The sequence below is a fragment of the Staphylococcus sp. FSL W8-0271 genome, from assembly GCF_038006605.1.
Taxonomy (GTDB): domain Bacteria; phylum Bacillota; class Bacilli; order Staphylococcales; family Staphylococcaceae; genus Staphylococcus; species Staphylococcus cohnii.
Genome location: NZ_JBBOVM010000001.1, coordinates 1,531,782 through 1,548,083 on the forward strand (window position 1 = coordinate 1,531,782; position 16,302 = coordinate 1,548,083).

Sequence of the window (16,302 nt, forward strand, 5' to 3'; positions counted from 1 at the left end):
GCTAAAGTGCTCCTTTAATATATTCTAAAATGCTTTCTCGATCATTTGGTAGTGGCTTAATTGGATTATCTAATAATGAGATAGCTGTATCTGGATCTTTTAAACCATTACCAGTCAACACTGACACGACGCGTTTACCTTTTGGTAACTTACCAGCACGGTGTAACTTAATTAAACCAGCAATAGAAGCATTGCTTGCAGGTTCACTAAATATACCTTCTTTTCGCGCCATCAGTTGATATGCTTCTAAAATTTCTTCATCTGTTACACTATCAATGAGACCTTCTGATTCTTTTAAGGCACGATTAGCTTTATCCCAACTTGCAGGGTTACCAATTCTAATTGCAGTAGCTACTGTATCTGGATTCTTCACTACTTTATTTTGAACGATTGGGGACGCACCTGCAGCTTGGAACCCATATAAATTAGGAAGTTGAGTACCATTCGCGTCATGATACTCTTTAAATCCTTTCCAATATGCTGAAATATTACCAGCATTGCCAACCGGAATTGATAATATATCTGGTGCTTGGCCATTCAATTGTTGAATCACTTCAAAAGCACTTGTTTTTTGACCTTCAATACGATAAGGATTAACTGAGTTCACAAGCGCAATTTCACCATTTTTAGCCACTTCTTGTACAATTTCAAGTGCTTCATCAAAATTTCCTTCTATAGAAACAATTTCTGCACCGTACATAACTGCTTGCGACAATTTCCCTAAAGCAATTTTCCCTTCTGGAATAACTACTATCGCTTTTAAACCTGCTCTCGCAGCATACGCTGCTGCGGAAGCTGAAGTGTTACCAGTTGAAGCACAAATCACTATTTTCTTGCCTTCTTCTTTAGCTTTAGCCATTGCCATTACCATACCTCTATCTTTAAATGAACCTGTTGGATTTGCACCTTCGTATTTAACATGTAATTCAATTCCAAGCATTTCAGACATGTTCTCACAGTATATCAAAGGCGTATGGCCTTCATTTAAACTTACTTTAGGTGTATCAGCTGTTACTGGTAAATATTCCTTAAATTCTTCTACAAGCCCTTGCCAATTTTTCATAAACATTAAACTCCTTCAACTGGGTAAATTTTCTGTACAACATAACCTGATTCTTGAATTGTTTCTATCGGGGATTCATCAATTCCTATGATAACTACACCAGCAGTATGTGCATCACGTTCAGTAACTGCTAGTGATTTATGAACAGGCAATTCGCCTTTCAATAAAGTTTCAACTTTGTTTACATCTTCTCCATCTGTTTGAACCACGACATAATAGCTTTCTTTCCCTTTGATAACAATCGTCTCTTCTTCTTCGTTCATCATTTCTTTGGTTTCTTCAGTTTTTAATTCAAAATGCGGTGGTAGCGTATGCAAATTAGTATCAAAATTAAATGTAACATTTAATAAATCACTTACAACGGCACTCCCTGTAGCTAAACTACCTGCACCTTTACCATAAAACATTGTTTCTCCAACAGCATCACCTATAACATAAATCGCGTTAAATTCATCTTCTACTGATGCTAACTGGTGGCTTTTATCAATCAAGGTTGGAGCGACTGATGCATTGACTTGAGCATTTTCATATGTACCTTTACCAATCAGCTTAATTTTATAGCCAAGTTTATCAGCTACTTTAATATCTGATAGTGTGACATCGCTAATACCATATTTGTCAACTTCATCTAAATTGATCACCTGATTAAATGATAAATACGACGTAATAACAACTTTTCGTGCTGCATCAATACCTTCAACATCATCAGTTGGATCTGCTTCAGCAAACCCTAGACGTTGTGCTTCTGCCAACGCTTCTTCAAAAGATGTTTCTTCTTGTGTCATCTTACTTAATATAAAGTTAGATGTGCCATTTAAAATCCCCATAAACTTACTTATATTATTGGCGTTTAAACCGTTATTTATAGCATTAACAATCGGAATACCACCTGCGACGCTAGCTTCATATTTTAAAGCAACGTCATTTTCTTGCGCTAAATGTTCTAGCTCTCTTAAGTTTTCAGCTAAAAGATCTTTGTTTGCAGTAATCACGTGTTTTTTCTCACTCAATGCGCGTTTTAACCATTCTACTGTGGGCTCAACTCCACCAAGCACTTCGACTATGATATCAATTGTTTCATCATCAAAAATATCTTCTATATTCTCTGTTAAATTATATTTAGATGTATTAATAGGACGTTTTCTAGACTTGTCACGTACTAATATATGTCTGATATTAATATCTTTATTCATTGTTTCTCTAATTTGTTCTCTATTTTCTTCTATTATTTTTACTACACCAGAACCTACAGTTCCTAAACCAAGTAGTGCTACATTTAATTCTTTCATGTCTTCATTCCTCCGTTTGTTTATCTAAAAAATACAATTGTACAGTTGAAAAATACTTGAATATGGTATAGTATAAATTCATTCATTATTTTTGTAAAGTCTATGAATATTTAAAACGTATATTTATATTATCACTCCTGTGATAAAAACTAAACTAAATTTTCTGATTTTTTAGAAAGGTTGTATAACATTATGAAAGTAACTAAATTCGGAGGAAGTTCTGTTTCAAATGCAGAGCAAATTAAAAAGGTATTAGACATTGTTAATTCAGATGAAGCTCGAAAAATCGTAGTCGTATCAGCACCAGGAAAGCGAAATAAAGATGATATAAAAACTACTGATTTATTAATTCGACTTTACGAAAAAGTGATAGAACGATTAGACTACAATTCTAAAAAAGAAGAAATCATTCAGCGTTACAGAGATATTATTGACGAACTCAACATGAGTGATGCACTTTTAAAAACAATTGATGAAACTTTAGAAAGTTACATAGCTACATTGAGCGAAAAGCCATCCAGACTCCTAGATGCTTTACTTTCATGTGGCGAGAATTTTAACGCTCAAATTATTGCAGAATATAATAACAGCCAAGGTATTCCGACGCGTTATATTTCTCCTGGAGAGGCTGGTATTACTGTTACAGATTTACCTCAAAATGCTCAAATCTTAGATCAATCTTATGAAGCACTTTATAACTTAAGGTCATTTGAAGAAAAATTAATCATTCCTGGTTTTTTCGGTATTTCTAGACAAAATTACGTGGTCACATTCCCACGTGGTGGCTCAGATATAACAGGAGCTATTGTAGCAAGAGGTGTAAGAGCAGATTTATATGAAAACTTTACAGATGTTTCTGGCATTTTTAGAGCTAATCCTTCTATTGTTAAAAATCCTGAAGTCATAAATGAAATTACATATCGCGAAATGCGTGAATTATCTTACGCTGGCTTTGGCGTATTCCATGATGAAGCTTTACAACCGTTACACAAAGACAGAATTCCTGTCGTAATAAAAAACACAAATAGACCTGATGATATAGGAACTTATATTAGACATGATAGAGAAATTGACTCAAATAGTATTGTAAGTGGCATTAGTTGTGACAAAGATTTCACAGTATTAAATATTAAAAAGTACCTTATGAATAGACAAGTTGGTTTCACACGTAAAATACTAGCGGTACTAGAAGACTATAATATTTCATTTGATCATATGCCATCAGGTATAGATAATATTAGTATCATCATGCGCTCTAAAGAGATACAAAACAAAGAGGAACAAGTACTTAATGATATACGTAAAAATTGTGATGTAGATGAATTAAGCATTGAACATGATTTAGCAATACTAATGGTGGTTGGTGAAGGCATGCATAGAATCGTTGGTACTGCTAGCACAATTACACATGCACTTGCAGAATCAAACATAAACCTGAAAATGATGAACCAAGGCGCTTCTGAAATTTCTATGATGTTTGGAATCGACGTTGCAGATGCAGAGAAAGCAGTTAATGCTACTTATGAATATTGTTATACAAAAAATTGTTTGAATATTTAAACAATAATCACTAATTATTTATCGATATAAAACCCTTCAAATCGTATAGATTCATTTGAAAGTGAATGAATACTAATGAATGATTTGAAGGGTTTTTAAATTGCTTTTTTTTCTGAAATAAGTGCTTGATTAATACGTTCATCTCCGACAACCAAACGTAAAATAACAAATTGATAATAACTTAATGAATCGATAACACTTCTATAATTTGGTAATTGATGATAATCGATGGGATCCAATAACTCATACATTAATACAATTTCAGGTTTAATATAATCTACATCCCATTTGATAGAATGAAAATAAATATGCTTTTCGGGTAAGCGAATATTGTGATTCCACCTGAACATCCATTCATCATCTTCAACATCATAAACAATAATTGTCATTATTAACTCATCATTTATATAAATATTTGCATGTGTGACATCTGCAAATTCTAACTTTGTAAAATCAGTAGTTGTATTTTTACCATCATGTAAAACAATCGTATTGCTTTTAGGTATAAACTTTAAAACTTCACCAAGATATTTTCTTTCGACACTAATATCTACCTTATCGTCTAAATTAAACTCATCATGTAGAAAAAGTTGTTTTGCGACTTCACCATTATATTTAAACAGTTCAGGTACATTTTCAGTTAAATTTTTTACAACTGCTTTAATATTTTTATCATTACTAACTGCCAAATCTGTACCCCCTATCAAAAGTAAGCGTTTCCATTAATAATCATTATATTATTTGTTACTACTTTTTTCAATGTGAAAAGCACAAAAATGTGAATTTAAACACATTTTAATTTAAAATTCGCCAATATAACTGTAATCCTGTCGACGATGATGTTTCAAAATCGCCGGTCTGTTAACAATTAATAATTTTTCTGAACGATTGTATAAAGCTAACTGAATTTCAGCAATTTCTGGTAATGTTTGATACAATACTTTATCTGCCATATAAGGCGCAGTTGCAAAATAATAGCGAATGCGATATCTCTCAAATGTTTGGATAACATCGGCACCAGTGATAATATGTAGTGCATTGTCTACCTTTCCATTTGGCATTATAATATTAAAATCAGTGTATCTTGCAACATATTTTATGATATCAGTTGAAAAAGAAATCACTGAAATTTTAAATTTAGCTTCATATAGTTCGTCAATTATATGATAAGTAACTGGGTGGTTATCAAATGCAATAACATCTTCAATATTTATGTTTTCTATTATATAGTTGATATATTTTTTCATAGTAGTCAAATCAATGTCCTCCAAACAGACTTTTCTATGGTAAGTATAGTAGATAATATATGTATTACCCAATTAAGCACTAATTAAATGGATATATCATTTTTTAATTCAATAATTTTTATAACAAATCATATCATTCATTTATATATTAAGTAGGAATTGCTTATAATTTAAAAATATGATTATACTAATATTAACCCTATTAGTTAATTGTATTTGTACTAATATAAATAAAAGAGTAAAATATAGTTTATTAAAAATATTAAGATTAGGATGATACCAATGTTTTTCCCGATTATTTTAGCAATAATTATTGTAATACTATTATTAATTATTATTATTGAAAGAAGAGTGATGAATCATAAGCTTGAGACTGAATCATATGCAAAAGATCAGTTAATAAATAAAATTAGTATCGTCACGCGTGAAAACACATATTTAAAAAATCAAATGCTTGAAAAAAATGTTAATAATGATACACACCATCATGGATTAAGAAAAGCCAAACAGGATTTAAATGACATATTAAATCAATATCAAAGTGAAGGTTCAATTTCATTCTTTGATATAATAACAACTGGAAATTTAGCTGTTAAACATCCTTTGTTTGAATATGCTAGAGCTTTCGATTACATTGTTATTACTGAAAAAGGCTTATTTAATATTAATGTAAAAAACTGGAAGCAAAAAACATTTTACCACTTCACAGTTGACCCAACAAATGACACACAAAATAGTGGCGATGACACTGTAAATCAAACAGTTGGCCGTTATATTGCAAATCAATTCCATAGTCAATTCCAATCTACACGACCTACAACATACACATTTGTAGAGAGAATTAGAAATAATTCTATTATTTATGACTTTTATAATTATGATCCATATGAACAGTCTTCAAAAAATGCCAAAGCATTGGAAGATAGAATTACAGACCAATTGCATCATAGAATTCAAAATATTGGTTTAGTTTACTTTACAGATGGCAGTGTAAATTTAATTGATGGACCTACAGAAAGACAGGATTTTGTAGAAACAGTTTCATCTAAATCTTCTCTAAAAGAAGTAATTGGTGAAACGATTATAAATGCTCAAGAATCATTAACTGAGTCACAGTACAATGAATTACTTGCACATTTCCACTAATTAAACATTAATAAAAACTACATTAACGATTTTCAACATACCGTCGCTTCTGATAATACTATAAGTAAGAGATTACAGACTCAGATTAAATAAACCAAATACTCAGACAAACAAGTACGGTCAAAATTGTAAGATTTAAACATAAAGGAGAGCTTAACCACTTATGAACTGCACCCTGTCAAGTAGACAGTGAAAAAAACAAAATGTTTATGGCTACCTTATATTTACGATATAAGGGTAGCCATTTTTAATGTTATTCTTTCTTGATTAAAAAATTCTATATATGAATTAATTGCTTTTATTGCTGTAGCCTTGTCTTTAAAAATCACTTTTTTTCTTCCTCTAAACAATTCACTTTTAATAGTTCCCCATACACCTTCCATAGGTCCATTATCTATGCAACATCCTGGTCGTGACATACTTTGTTTTATACCAAGTTGCTCTAACGTAACTTTAAATAATCTGCTTGTATATTGATATCCTCTGTCGCTATGTAAGAGTATACCTTCGGTATTCGGCACAAGTTTGACTGCTTTTTTGAGCGTATCTAATACAAATTTATTGTTATTTGAGGTACTTAATTTATGACTGATAATCTGTTTGCTGCCTAAGTCATAAATAGCACTTAAGTAAAGTTTTTTACCATTGCTTAGTTTGAATTCTGTAACGTCAGTTAACCATTTTTTATTTGGGATTTGTTCTTCAAATTTTCTATTTAATATATTATGTGCTGTAATTTCAGGTGTTGTTTTAATATATCGTTTTCTTTTAGGGCGGATAGTAGATTTTAGATTCAGTTGATTCATCAATCTATAGACACGTTTATGATTTACTTTTTGATGTAGTTTAAGTCTTAAATATATGTATATACGACGATATCCATATATGCCTTTGTATTTATTGTAGATATCAACGATATCTTTGATCAATTTTTGGTTTTCAATTTCTTTATTTGATGGTTTGCGATGTAACCATTTATAGTAACTTGAACGTGATATCTTTAATACTGAACATAACCAAGCTATCGGATAAAGGTTTTTAAATGCTTTTACCGTTTGGTATGATGCTTTTTGTCTGATGCCTGTTTCATCAACTTCCTTTCTATTTCTTCTTCCTTTTTTAAAACGTCATTTTCCATTTGAAGAAATTTATTTTTCTCTTTAAGTATCTTAATTTCAGCTTTTAATGCCTCTTCAGGTGTTAATACAGACTGGGGTTTCCCTTTTCCACGTCCATCTTTAAGCCCATCATATCCATGCAAGTTGTACTTTTTTACCCAGTTATATACTTGGCTATAATTGATGTTAAAATGATTTGCTGTTGTCTTATACGATTGGCCATGATTCATATAATAATCAACGATTTCTACACGATCTTCAAATGTTAATGATTTATATTTCAATTGATACACCTCGGGTTTTGGAGAATATGTTTTTAATATTTTACCCGACAAATACTTTGAAATCCATTTGTTTACAGTTGAAGTAGTGGGGATATTATATTTAACTACTAAATCAGTTAAAGATAGGCCATCATTTATATATTCGTGCACAACTTTAAGCTTAAATTCATTTGAGTAGGTATTATTTCTCTGAATTGGTAAAAGCACCTTTATTCCATGCTTCTTAAATTTATAATAGTTAATCAATAATGTTCTAGGAGAACAATTTAAATTTAATTTTTGAATTACATTTTTCATACTATATCCTTCTTCATATAAGCTGAAAGCTTTTTGATAAGTTTCAGGTGATAATTTTCTATGAGTCATAAAAAAGCTCCCTTCAAAGTTTACATTTTTAAGTGTCTACTTTGAAGGGAGCATATCACTTTATGGATTAGCTCTCCTTTTTTTTGAGAATGAATATTTATGTACCAGTCATTTTTGTGCTAAATGATTTTAAATTTTTAACTCCAAATATTTTCGTTATTGCTTTTAGCTGTCTGTTCTGCTTTTTCGAACTTTTCTCTATATTTACCGTTTGGAGAAAAATATTTTTCTCTAGCCAATCCTTTTTTTACTAACAGTTCATTAAACATCGTATCTTTATCCAGCCAAACATATGCCAGTGTACGACCATAACGATCTTCTTTTTCTTTATCATATTCTAAAAAGACATCTTTATCGGTTAAATGTTCTTTTGAAAAATCAGATGCTTCCTTACCATATGGTTGTACTGGCGTATTTGGTTTAACAGTTTCAGGCGTATCTACACCTATCAACCTCACTTTAATTTGTTCATGTTGACTATTATTTGCTACTAATGTATCACCATCAACTACACGCGCTACATGTACTTTCTCAGTTTCCTTTGGTCCATCATTATTATTTTTATCATTGGATGAAAAAGGCCCAGTTCCATTTATAAACTGAAATGCAAGTACGCCTAGTACAACTATACTTATAATTAATGTAGTCATTTTCTTTGTTGATTTCATTGTTGCACCCACTTTTTATGAATATACCAAATTATCATATAGAAAATTAAAGTTTACGTCAAGACGCTTATTTTAAATAAAAGCTAATCTTTTACATTAAATGAAACTTTAATAAGTCATAATTTTATTTTAACGTACTTAAGCAATCGTGATATAATACATAGACGATAGGAGTGAATAGTTTGAGTATATTTAAGGAGAACATGATTACAGTTATTGCGATTGTTATAGCAATCATTATAGGCTTAATATTACAATATCAATATCAATTTCCACCGCTTGTATCTGCAGTTGTGGCAATATTTTTAGGCATTTTCATTGGATTTATTGTTTTTATTATTCAAGTCATTGTAACTAAAAATAAGAAAAAATAGTGTCTTCTGCCGAGTGTTTAAACCGGCAGTTTTTTATTTAAGTTAACATAATATTATTATTGGAATGTACTAATAAACATGTTTTCCTTTTAAATATATATCTATAAAATCCTCCGATTTAATGCTTTTTCCAATAAAGTCCATGCTTCATGATCATATGCATCAGCATGAACTGGTCTGAATCCAAAATTAAGATACATATTGATTGCTTGGAAACTTGTTGTTTGAGAGGTTAAATATGCTTCATTATGATATTTAGCCAAAATTTTCATTGCTGCCGATAATAAAGGTTTAGATAATTGCTTGCCTTGATACTCCGGAATAATCGCAACCCAATGGATTCGTCCAGATATTTTGCTATCTTTTGTTAAATGGCCACACCAACCAGTTGCGGTACCAATCACTTCTCCTTTAGGATTCTCAAGAAACAAACATCTTTGTTCCATTTCATTAATATACGGTCCAAATTCTGTGTTAAAATGTGTCAGTGCTTGAATTGTGGTAGCAAATTCATTAACTTTCATTTCTAAATTTGCCCATTTTACTTCTTCTCCTATTTTAAAGTTACGAATTTTATATCCAACAGGTAATTCATACTGTGGAATACTTTCTAAATTTTCTCTTGTCATCTGTACTTTTAAATACTTCATTACATTCAACCTGCCATTCATAAATCAATTTTCATTAAAAAAGGTTGAGACGTGATGATTGTCTCAACCTCATATTGTATATTTTGTAATTCCCTAAAATTTAGTCGTCATTACAATCAATTACGCTTGTTCTTATTCTACTTCTTTTATAAATGTTAATATAGCGTGAAATTCTTCTTCATTTGCTGAAAAAGCACGCTCTTCTATTTCACGAACAGTTGAATTGAGTAATTGATAATCAGCTACTTCTTCATCTTTTAAATATGCATTTATGCTACTTTCTAATTCTTTTAAAGAACCCGCTTTTAATGTACTTAATTTTACTTCTTGCATTTAACTCCAACCCCTTTTAAATTAGTTTAAATCATTTCAATAAGACTAAAAGTTATTTTTCCTTTAACTTAAAAACCTATAAATATAATACACTATATTAAAAAATCTAATCTTATTTTAAAAAATTATATCACTTCGTACAAATTTTACATAACTTTTTCACTTTCTAATAGTTAAAAATAGGCTGAGTCGTCCCTAATTTGCATCCAAAAGTCACTAATAAAAACGAGCGGGTGCAAAAAAAGCAACCCGAATCACTTATAAATAAGTGACCCAGATTGCTTATATACCTAGTGTTTGCCCCTTTTGCTTAGCACCTAGTATTGTTTTAAATATTGTTCTCTTTCCCATTCAGAAACTTGAGTTCTATAGTAATCCCATTCAATTGATTTAGAGTTTATAAATTGATTATAAATGTGATTACCTAAAGCTTCTTTAATAGAATCGTTATCTTTCATTGCTTTAATAGCTGTATATAATGTTGATGGTAAATCTTGAATACCAACGGCTTCACGTTCTTCACGATTCATTTCATATATATTTTGATTTACTGGTTCAGGTACTTCTAATTTATTTTCAATACCGTCTAAGCCCGCTTGTAAAATAGCTGCTAATGCTAAGTAAGGATTGGCTGCTGGATCTACTGAACGAACTTCTACACGCGTTGATAAACCACGTGAAGTTGGTACACGGATTAATGGTGAACGGTTTTTACCACTCCAAGCAATATAGCATGGCGCTTCATAACCTGGAACTAAACGTTTATAAGAATTTACTAATGGGTTACATACACCAGTTAAACCACGTGCATTTTTCAGAATCCCCGCGATAAAATGATAAGCATCTTTAGTCATTTCCATATCGCCTTCTGGATCGTAAAATGCATTTTCTTTACCTTTGAAAAGTGACATATTGAAGTGCATGCCGCTTCCGTTGACACCAAATAATGGCTTAGGCATAAATGTTGCATGAAGATTGTGTTGACGTGCGATTGTTTTAACAACTAACTTAAATGTTTGGATATTATCACACGCAGTGATAGCATCTGCATATTTAAAATCAATTTCATGTTGGCCTGGTGCCACTTCGTGGTGACTAGCTTCAATATCAAAGCCCATATCCTCTAATTCTAAAACAATATCACGACGACAATTTTCACCTAAATCTGTAGGTGCAAGGTCAAAGTAACCACCATTATCATTTAGTTCTAATGTTGGTTCACCTTTTTCATCTAATTTAAACAAGAAGAATTCAGGTTCTGGCCCTAAATTAAGTTCACTAAATCCTAAATCTTGCATGTTTTTTAATACACGTTTTAAGTTTGCGCGTGGATCACCTTCAAACGGTGTGCCATCTGTTTTATAGACATCACAGATTAAACGAGCTACTTTACCTTGACCAGCCGTCCATGGGAAAATAACCCATGTATCTAAATCTGGATATAAATACATGTCTGATTCTTCAATACGTACGAAACCTTCAATTGAAGATCCGTCAAACATCATTTCGTTATCTAAAACTTTTTCTAATTGGCTTACTGGTACTTCCACGTTTTTAATTACACCTAAAATATCAGTGAATTGCAAACGTAAGTATCTGACATTTTCTTCCTTAGCGAACTTGTGTATGTCTTCCTTGGTAAATGTACGTTTTGCCATTATAAATGTCCCCCATTAATTTTATTTGATAAATCGAGATAAGTCCCCACGATTTATCGGAATCGCTTCTCGTTGTGGTTTCTGTGTAGCATCAACAATCATTTGTTTTCTCGTTTCTTGTGCATCATCAGAAAGGTGATCTTGTTCGTCATTTAAAATCTGTTTAATACCTTTTAAATTAAAGCCTTTTTCTATCAATCTTTTTATCTCTAAAAGGCGTTCCAAATCGTTTAACGAAAAAAGTCGTTTATTTCCTTCTGACCTATGTGGTTTAATCAGTTCATGTGTCTCATAATAGCGAACTTGTCTAGCAGTTAGTTCACTTAATTTCGTAACAACACTCATAGAGAAGACCGGCATGCTTCGTCGTATCGTATCTTTTGACTCCAATCCAATCACCTCTATTTTTGAACTTGTATTTAATTTAGCATAATTACTAAAGTAATTCAAAAATATGTCAGGTTTTCTAACATACACTTCAAAACATTGATTTAACTGGCTTTATGACAGTTTTGTTCAATTTAATCGCTGAATTTTCCGAAATTTTTTTAATTTAATAAAAAAAGCCACATATACATTACAATTTGCTATTTGTCATAGCAATAAATGCAATTCAATGTGACATTTCTCTCAGGATATTAAAATAACTTTTCAACAGCTCTTGTTACTGCTAACTTAATGTGTTCATACGTTAAGCCGCCTTGTATATATGCTTCATATGGAGGTCTAATTGGACCATCCGCTGATAATTCAATTGAAGAACCTTGAATAAAGGTACCCGCAGCCATAATGACATCATCTTCATAACCTGGCATATAAGATGGTTCAGGACTAAAATGTGCGTTGATTGGGGAAGCTGCTTGAATACTTTGACAAAATTGAATCATCTGTTCCTTCGTATCAAAAGTGACCGTTTGAATCAAATCTGTTCTAGGCACATCAAATCTAGGTGAAGTGTGCATATTCATTTTTTCTAATAATAAACTCGTAAATAATGCACCTTTCAAACTCTGACTAACCACATGAGGGGCTAAGAAAAAGCCTTGGTACATTTCTTGTAATGAATATAGAGAGGCACCGGCTTCTTTACCAATTCCTGGCGCGGTTAAACGGTAACCACATCTTTCTACTAATGTTTCATTACCTACGATATAACCACCAATTTTAGCTAAACCGCCACCTGGGTTTTTAATTAATGAACCTGCCATTAAATCAGCGCCACATTCTATAGGTTCACGTTCTTCAACAAATTCACCATAGCAATTATCTACAAAAATGATGATTTCAGGGTATTTGGCCTTTATTTGTTGAATCGTATTTTCTATGTTTGTTAAATCTATGGATGGCCGTTGATCATAACCTTTCGAACGCTGAATAGCAATCACCTTAGTTTGCGTTGATATTTTAGTTAATACTTTATCAATATCAATTTCACCCTGCTTTAAGTCAACCTTATTATATAGTATCCCGTGTTCTTTTAAACTTTCTATGCCATTACCATTGATACCTATCACTTCTAATAACGTATCGTAAGGATCACCAGTGATATATAATAACTCATCCCCATATTTCAAAGTACTTTGTAATGCAATCGTGATCGCATGTGTGCCAGAAATAATTTGCGGACGTACTAATGCGTCTTCTGCCTTAAATGCATGTGCATAAACCGCTTCTAAATGATCTCGACCTATATCATCATAACCATAACCCGTTGTTCCCAGTAAGTCACTTTCAGATACTTTAACAGCATGGAATGCATCTAACACTTTTTCTTGATTAATATAAGCGATTTCTTCTATTTTTTTAAAATATGGTTCTAGTTTTGCTTCTGTTTCAGCTATTAATTGCTTCGTATTTTTCATCGTAATTCTTCTTCCTATTCTTTTTTAAAACCTTTTATAGTATAAGTTGCATCTGTTTCATTAAATTTAATTTCAGTGACAAGTGTATGCTGTTTTAAAAAATATAATCTGTCTGCATCAGCACTTGGTACCTTTTCTTCATAAGTAGTTAAAGCTGATTTTACTTGCTCAATAAGTAGTTGTTTCACTTTTTCTTCATCTGCTTCATTTTTACTTGACACAAATATTGATGGTAAATTAGTAGTCGGGACAGCACCTTCATGTAAATCTTTTTTATTAAAAATAATAGCTTGTGGAATATGCCCCATGTCTAAATCACCTATAATTTGGTTAACTGTATCATACTGAACACGATATTCAGGATGACTCGCATCTACGACATGTAACAACAAATCTGCACCTTTTGCTTCTTCTAAAGTCGATTTAAACGCAGCGATAAGTGTAGTTGGTAGTTTTTGAATAAAACCAACCGTATCAGATATGATTAAATTAAATCCATCATTAATTTGAATTTGTCTTGTCTTAGGATCTAACGTAGCAAAAAGCAAATTCTTTTCATAGGTAGCTTCATTAGCTAATGCATTAAACCAAGATGATTTACCTGCGTTTGTATAACCAATCAGCGCTACTTGAAACACATTATTTTGTTCACGTTTATTACGATAACGCTCACGATGTTCAACCACTGTTTCTAATTGATGTTTGATTTCATTCATGCGTGTTCTAATATGACGACGGTCCATTTCTAATTTAGTTTCCCCAGGACCTCTCGTTCCAATGCCTCCACCTAATCTTGATAAACTACGCCCATGACCTTGGAGTCTTGGTAATAAGTAATCTAATTGCGCCAATTCTACTTGTAACTTACCTTCTTTACTTCGTGCTCGAAGTGCAAAAATTTCTAAAATCAGTTGCGTTCTATCGATTATTTTAACATTCAAATTACCATTTAATGTTTTTGACTGTGCCATTGTCAATTCATCATTAGCAACTACTACATCTATTTCATTCATTTCTACGTATGCTTTAATTTCTTCTAACTTACCTTTTCCAACGTAGTATTTATTATCAAAATGCTGTCTGTTCTGAGTAAATTCAGCTTGTACATTTAATTGGCATGTTTCAGACAATGAAGCTAATTCTTCCATTGTTGATTCAAAATCAAACACTTCATCGGTTTGAGCTTGTACTCCAACTAAAATTGCTGATTCTAATTTCTTTTTAGTCGTATGTGTTTGTTGGCTCATAACATGCACCTCTTTCAAAGTTTTCTTTGTCATTTTATCATAGTGTTTATATAAAGACTATCTTCTCAAATTATGTTAAATTATTAATAAGAGGTGACGCTATATGACTATATACGATATAGAAGTTCAAAAATCAAATGGTGAAACATACAAATTAGAAGAATATAAAAACAAAGTGTTGCTAATTGTTAATACTGCTAGTGAATGTGGCTTCACACCACAATTTGAAGGATTACAACATTTATACGACAATTATAAAGATCAAGGATTTGTTGTATTAGGTTTTCCATGTAATCAATTTGGAGGTCAAGAACCAGGCACTGGTGAAGAAGCTACGCAAAACTGTAAAATTAACTATGGCGTGTCTTTTCCAATGCACGAAAAGATTGATGTCAAAGGAGAAAATCAACACCCATTATATCAATTCCTAACAGAACAACAAAATGGATTTTTCAATGAAAAAATCAAATGGAATTTCACTAAATTTTTAATTGATAGAGAAGGTAAAGTAACCAATCGTTACGCACCACAAAAAAAACCAAGTCAAATTGAAGCAGATATTGAAGCGCTATTATAAATAAAACAATAATACAATAAGAAAGCTACACTTGATTATTTATATCAAAATGTAGCTTTATACCGTAGGCAAACTTTGCGCAAATTAATGCGTAGGGTTTGTCTATTTTTATTTATATCGTTGGTTTTGCCAGCTATCTCGAGTATTTTCTCAAGCATTTGTTCAAATAATTCTATATCATGAAAACGACTTGTATAATTTTTACTAAAATGACTGAATCTATTGATGGTTTACCATTATCAAGACAATATTTGCCTTCGACAAGTTTATATACAAAATTTAAATCTAATATCGTCCCGACTCTATGTAATCAATAATTATTAAGGACTAATTCATAATAAAAATCATTTCATATTGAGCTCTTTTATCAATCGATTTATTCATCAAAATAAACACCACTATTGCTTAATTTACATATATTATAATATTTTAGTGTAATATTGGCAGTGATGTATGCCGACTCCTGCGGGAATAGTACTAGCCGAAGAATACAGGCTAAGGCAGTGCCCACGGAAAGCGTGCACAAAAAAACTGCCAACAAAGTCAGAGACTTTGTCGACAGTCCGAAGCTACACTTGATTATTTATATCAAAGTGTAGTTTTTTTCATTTAAAGTACGCAAAAATAAATTGTTTTTTATATTATGCTTCTTCTACTGCATCATCAAGCGTGAATGTACTGATAGCATGTTTATAAATAAGATGTTGCTTTCCTTGTGTTAATAAACAAACTAAATTGTCATCATAATCTTCAATAATACCTTTCATTTGAAAACCGTTTACTAAAAATACGATAACTTTCGTTTGATCAGCCTTAAATTGTCCTAGGAATTTATCTTGGATGTTTTCTGTTGTATTCAT

General features: G+C 31.5%; 17 protein-coding genes. 4 read left to right on the forward strand and 13 right to left on the reverse strand.

All coding sequences use genetic code 11. The annotated features are described in order from the left end of the window. Nucleotide 1: 1 nt before the first annotated feature. Together thrC and NST87_RS07570 are read right to left on the reverse strand one after the other, a co-directional pair. Entirely contained in the window at nucleotides 2–1,063 is a 1,062-nt protein-coding gene (gene thrC / locus NST87_RS07565; protein ID WP_019467815.1) for a threonine synthase, read from the reverse strand. A gap of 5 nt (nucleotides 1,064–1,068) precedes the next feature. Further along, nucleotides 1,069–2,352, reverse strand: a complete 1,284-nt coding sequence (locus NST87_RS07570) for a homoserine dehydrogenase (protein ID WP_040030116.1) — start codon at nucleotides 2,350–2,352, stop codon at nucleotides 1,069–1,071. 192 nt (nucleotides 2,353–2,544) lie between these two features. On the opposite strand from NST87_RS07570, the gene NST87_RS07575 reads away from it, so the two are divergent. Further along, nucleotides 2,545–3,912: an aspartate kinase gene (locus NST87_RS07575; RefSeq protein WP_019467817.1), complete on the forward strand. Its 1,368-nt coding sequence runs from the start codon at nucleotides 2,545–2,547 to the stop codon at nucleotides 3,910–3,912. 95 nt (nucleotides 3,913–4,007) lie between these two features. Here the strand turns inward: NST87_RS07575 and NST87_RS07580 are convergent, their stop codons facing one another. Both NST87_RS07580 and NST87_RS07585 read right to left on the reverse strand, forming a co-directional pair. Continuing rightward, on the reverse strand, nucleotides 4,008–4,601 hold the full coding sequence (locus NST87_RS07580) for a hypothetical protein (RefSeq protein ID WP_340721509.1): 594 nt from the start codon (nucleotides 4,599–4,601) through the stop codon (nucleotides 4,008–4,010). A 111-nt stretch (nucleotides 4,602–4,712) separates the two neighbouring features. Continuing rightward, nucleotides 4,713–5,159 carry a hypothetical protein gene (locus tag NST87_RS07585; RefSeq protein WP_230620695.1) on the reverse strand — a complete coding sequence of 149 codons (447 nt, stop codon included), beginning with the start codon at nucleotides 5,157–5,159 and terminating at the stop codon, nucleotides 4,713–4,715. A 282-nt stretch (nucleotides 5,160–5,441) separates the two neighbouring features. Here NST87_RS07585 and NST87_RS07590 point away from each other — a divergent pair, with 282 nt between their 5' ends. Next, nucleotides 5,442–6,305, forward strand: coding sequence for a hypothetical protein (locus NST87_RS07590; protein ID WP_040030115.1), 864 nt, complete (start codon nucleotides 5,442–5,444; stop codon nucleotides 6,303–6,305). A gap of 224 nt (nucleotides 6,306–6,529) precedes the next feature. On the opposite strand, the gene NST87_RS13805 is transcribed toward NST87_RS07590, so the two are convergent. Continuing rightward, nucleotides 6,530–8,073, reverse strand: a protein-coding gene (locus tag NST87_RS13805; RefSeq protein ID WP_437129139.1) for an IS3 family transposase whose coding sequence is annotated in 2 segments (ribosomal slippage) — nucleotides 6,530–7,396 and nucleotides 7,399–8,073 — 1,542 coding nt in all. Because the reading frame shifts where the segments join, the coding sequence is not laid out codon by codon here. A gap of 137 nt (nucleotides 8,074–8,210) precedes the next feature. Next, a complete protein-coding gene (nucI, locus tag NST87_RS07605; protein ID WP_019468741.1) occupies nucleotides 8,211–8,741 on the reverse strand; it encodes a thermonuclease NucI in 531 nt (176 codons plus the stop codon). 182 nt (nucleotides 8,742–8,923) lie between these two features. On the opposite strand from nucI, the gene NST87_RS07610 reads away from it, so the two are divergent. Further along, complete coding sequence (locus NST87_RS07610) at nucleotides 8,924–9,115, forward strand: hypothetical protein (protein WP_019468740.1); 192 nt, start codon at nucleotides 8,924–8,926, stop codon at nucleotides 9,113–9,115. A gap of 101 nt (nucleotides 9,116–9,216) precedes the next feature. On the opposite strand, the gene NST87_RS07615 is transcribed toward NST87_RS07610, so the two are convergent. From NST87_RS07615 to hflX, 6 genes are all read right to left on the reverse strand, one after another. Next, entirely contained in the window at nucleotides 9,217–9,765 is a 549-nt protein-coding gene (locus NST87_RS07615) for a GNAT family N-acetyltransferase (protein WP_019468739.1), read from the reverse strand. Between the two features lie 132 nt (nucleotides 9,766–9,897). Continuing rightward, nucleotides 9,898–10,098: a hypothetical protein gene (locus tag NST87_RS07620; RefSeq protein ID WP_019468738.1), complete on the reverse strand. Its 201-nt coding sequence runs from the start codon at nucleotides 10,096–10,098 to the stop codon at nucleotides 9,898–9,900. 317 nt (nucleotides 10,099–10,415) lie between these two features. Beyond that, on the reverse strand, nucleotides 10,416–11,756 hold the full coding sequence (gene glnA / locus NST87_RS07625) for a type I glutamate--ammonia ligase (RefSeq protein WP_019468737.1): 1,341 nt from the start codon (nucleotides 11,754–11,756) through the stop codon (nucleotides 10,416–10,418). 21 nt (nucleotides 11,757–11,777) lie between these two features. After that, entirely contained in the window at nucleotides 11,778–12,146 is a 369-nt protein-coding gene (locus NST87_RS07630) for a MerR family transcriptional regulator (protein WP_019468736.1), read from the reverse strand. A 248-nt stretch (nucleotides 12,147–12,394) separates the two neighbouring features. Beyond that, on the reverse strand, nucleotides 12,395–13,618 hold the full coding sequence (locus NST87_RS07635; RefSeq protein WP_019468735.1) for a methionine gamma-lyase family protein: 1,224 nt from the start codon (nucleotides 13,616–13,618) through the stop codon (nucleotides 12,395–12,397). A gap of 14 nt (nucleotides 13,619–13,632) precedes the next feature. Next, nucleotides 13,633–14,865 (reverse strand): GTPase HflX, encoded by a 1,233-nt coding sequence (gene hflX, locus NST87_RS07640; protein ID WP_340721510.1) that lies wholly within the window; start codon nucleotides 14,863–14,865, stop codon nucleotides 13,633–13,635. Nucleotides 14,866–14,968: 103 nt separating this feature from the next. Between hflX and NST87_RS07645 the strand changes: the two genes are divergently transcribed. Beyond that, nucleotides 14,969–15,442: a glutathione peroxidase gene (locus NST87_RS07645; protein ID WP_019468733.1), complete on the forward strand. Its 474-nt coding sequence runs from the start codon at nucleotides 14,969–14,971 to the stop codon at nucleotides 15,440–15,442. Nucleotides 15,443–16,083: 641 nt separating this feature from the next. Here the strand turns inward: NST87_RS07645 and hfq are convergent. After that, nucleotides 16,084–16,302 carry an RNA chaperone Hfq gene (hfq, locus tag NST87_RS07650; RefSeq protein ID WP_019468732.1) on the reverse strand — a complete coding sequence of 73 codons (219 nt, stop codon included), beginning with the start codon at nucleotides 16,300–16,302 and terminating at the stop codon, nucleotides 16,084–16,086.

Bases quoted from the DNA above. Each gene is read 5' to 3' on its own strand.
- NST87_RS07575 (WP_019467817.1), top strand. From the start codon at position 2,545: ATGAAAGTAACTAAATTCGGAGGAAGTTCTGTTTCAAATGCAGAGCAA.
- NST87_RS07620 (WP_019468738.1), bottom strand. From the start codon at position 10,098: ATGCAAGAAGTAAAATTAAGTACATTAAAAGCGGGTTCTTTAAAAGAA.
- hfq (WP_019468732.1), bottom strand. From the start codon at position 16,302: ATGAATACAACAGAAAACATCCAAGATAAATTCCTAGGACAATTTAAG.
- NST87_RS07615 (WP_019468739.1), bottom strand. From the start codon at position 9,765: ATGAAGTATTTAAAAGTACAGATGACAAGAGAAAATTTAGAAAGTATT.
- NST87_RS07635 (WP_019468735.1), bottom strand. From the start codon at position 13,618: ATGAAAAATACGAAGCAATTAATAGCTGAAACAGAAGCAAAACTAGAA.
- thrC (WP_019467815.1), bottom strand. From the start codon at position 1,063: ATGAAAAATTGGCAAGGGCTTGTAGAAGAATTTAAGGAATATTTACCA.
- nucI (WP_019468741.1), bottom strand. From the start codon at position 8,741: ATGAAATCAACAAAGAAAATGACTACATTAATTATAAGTATAGTTGTA.
- NST87_RS07570 (WP_040030116.1), bottom strand. From the start codon at position 2,352: ATGAAAGAATTAAATGTAGCACTACTTGGTTTAGGAACTGTAGGTTCT.
- NST87_RS07585 (WP_230620695.1), bottom strand. From the start codon at position 5,159: ATGAAAAAATATATCAACTATATAATAGAAAACATAAATATTGAAGAT.
- NST87_RS07645 (WP_019468733.1), top strand. From the start codon at position 14,969: ATGACTATATACGATATAGAAGTTCAAAAATCAAATGGTGAAACATAC.
- hflX (WP_340721510.1), bottom strand. From the start codon at position 14,865: ATGAGCCAACAAACACATACGACTAAAAAGAAATTAGAATCAGCAATT.
- glnA (WP_019468737.1), bottom strand. From the start codon at position 11,756: ATGGCAAAACGTACATTTACCAAGGAAGACATACACAAGTTCGCTAAG.
- NST87_RS07590 (WP_040030115.1), top strand. From the start codon at position 5,442: ATGTTTTTCCCGATTATTTTAGCAATAATTATTGTAATACTATTATTA.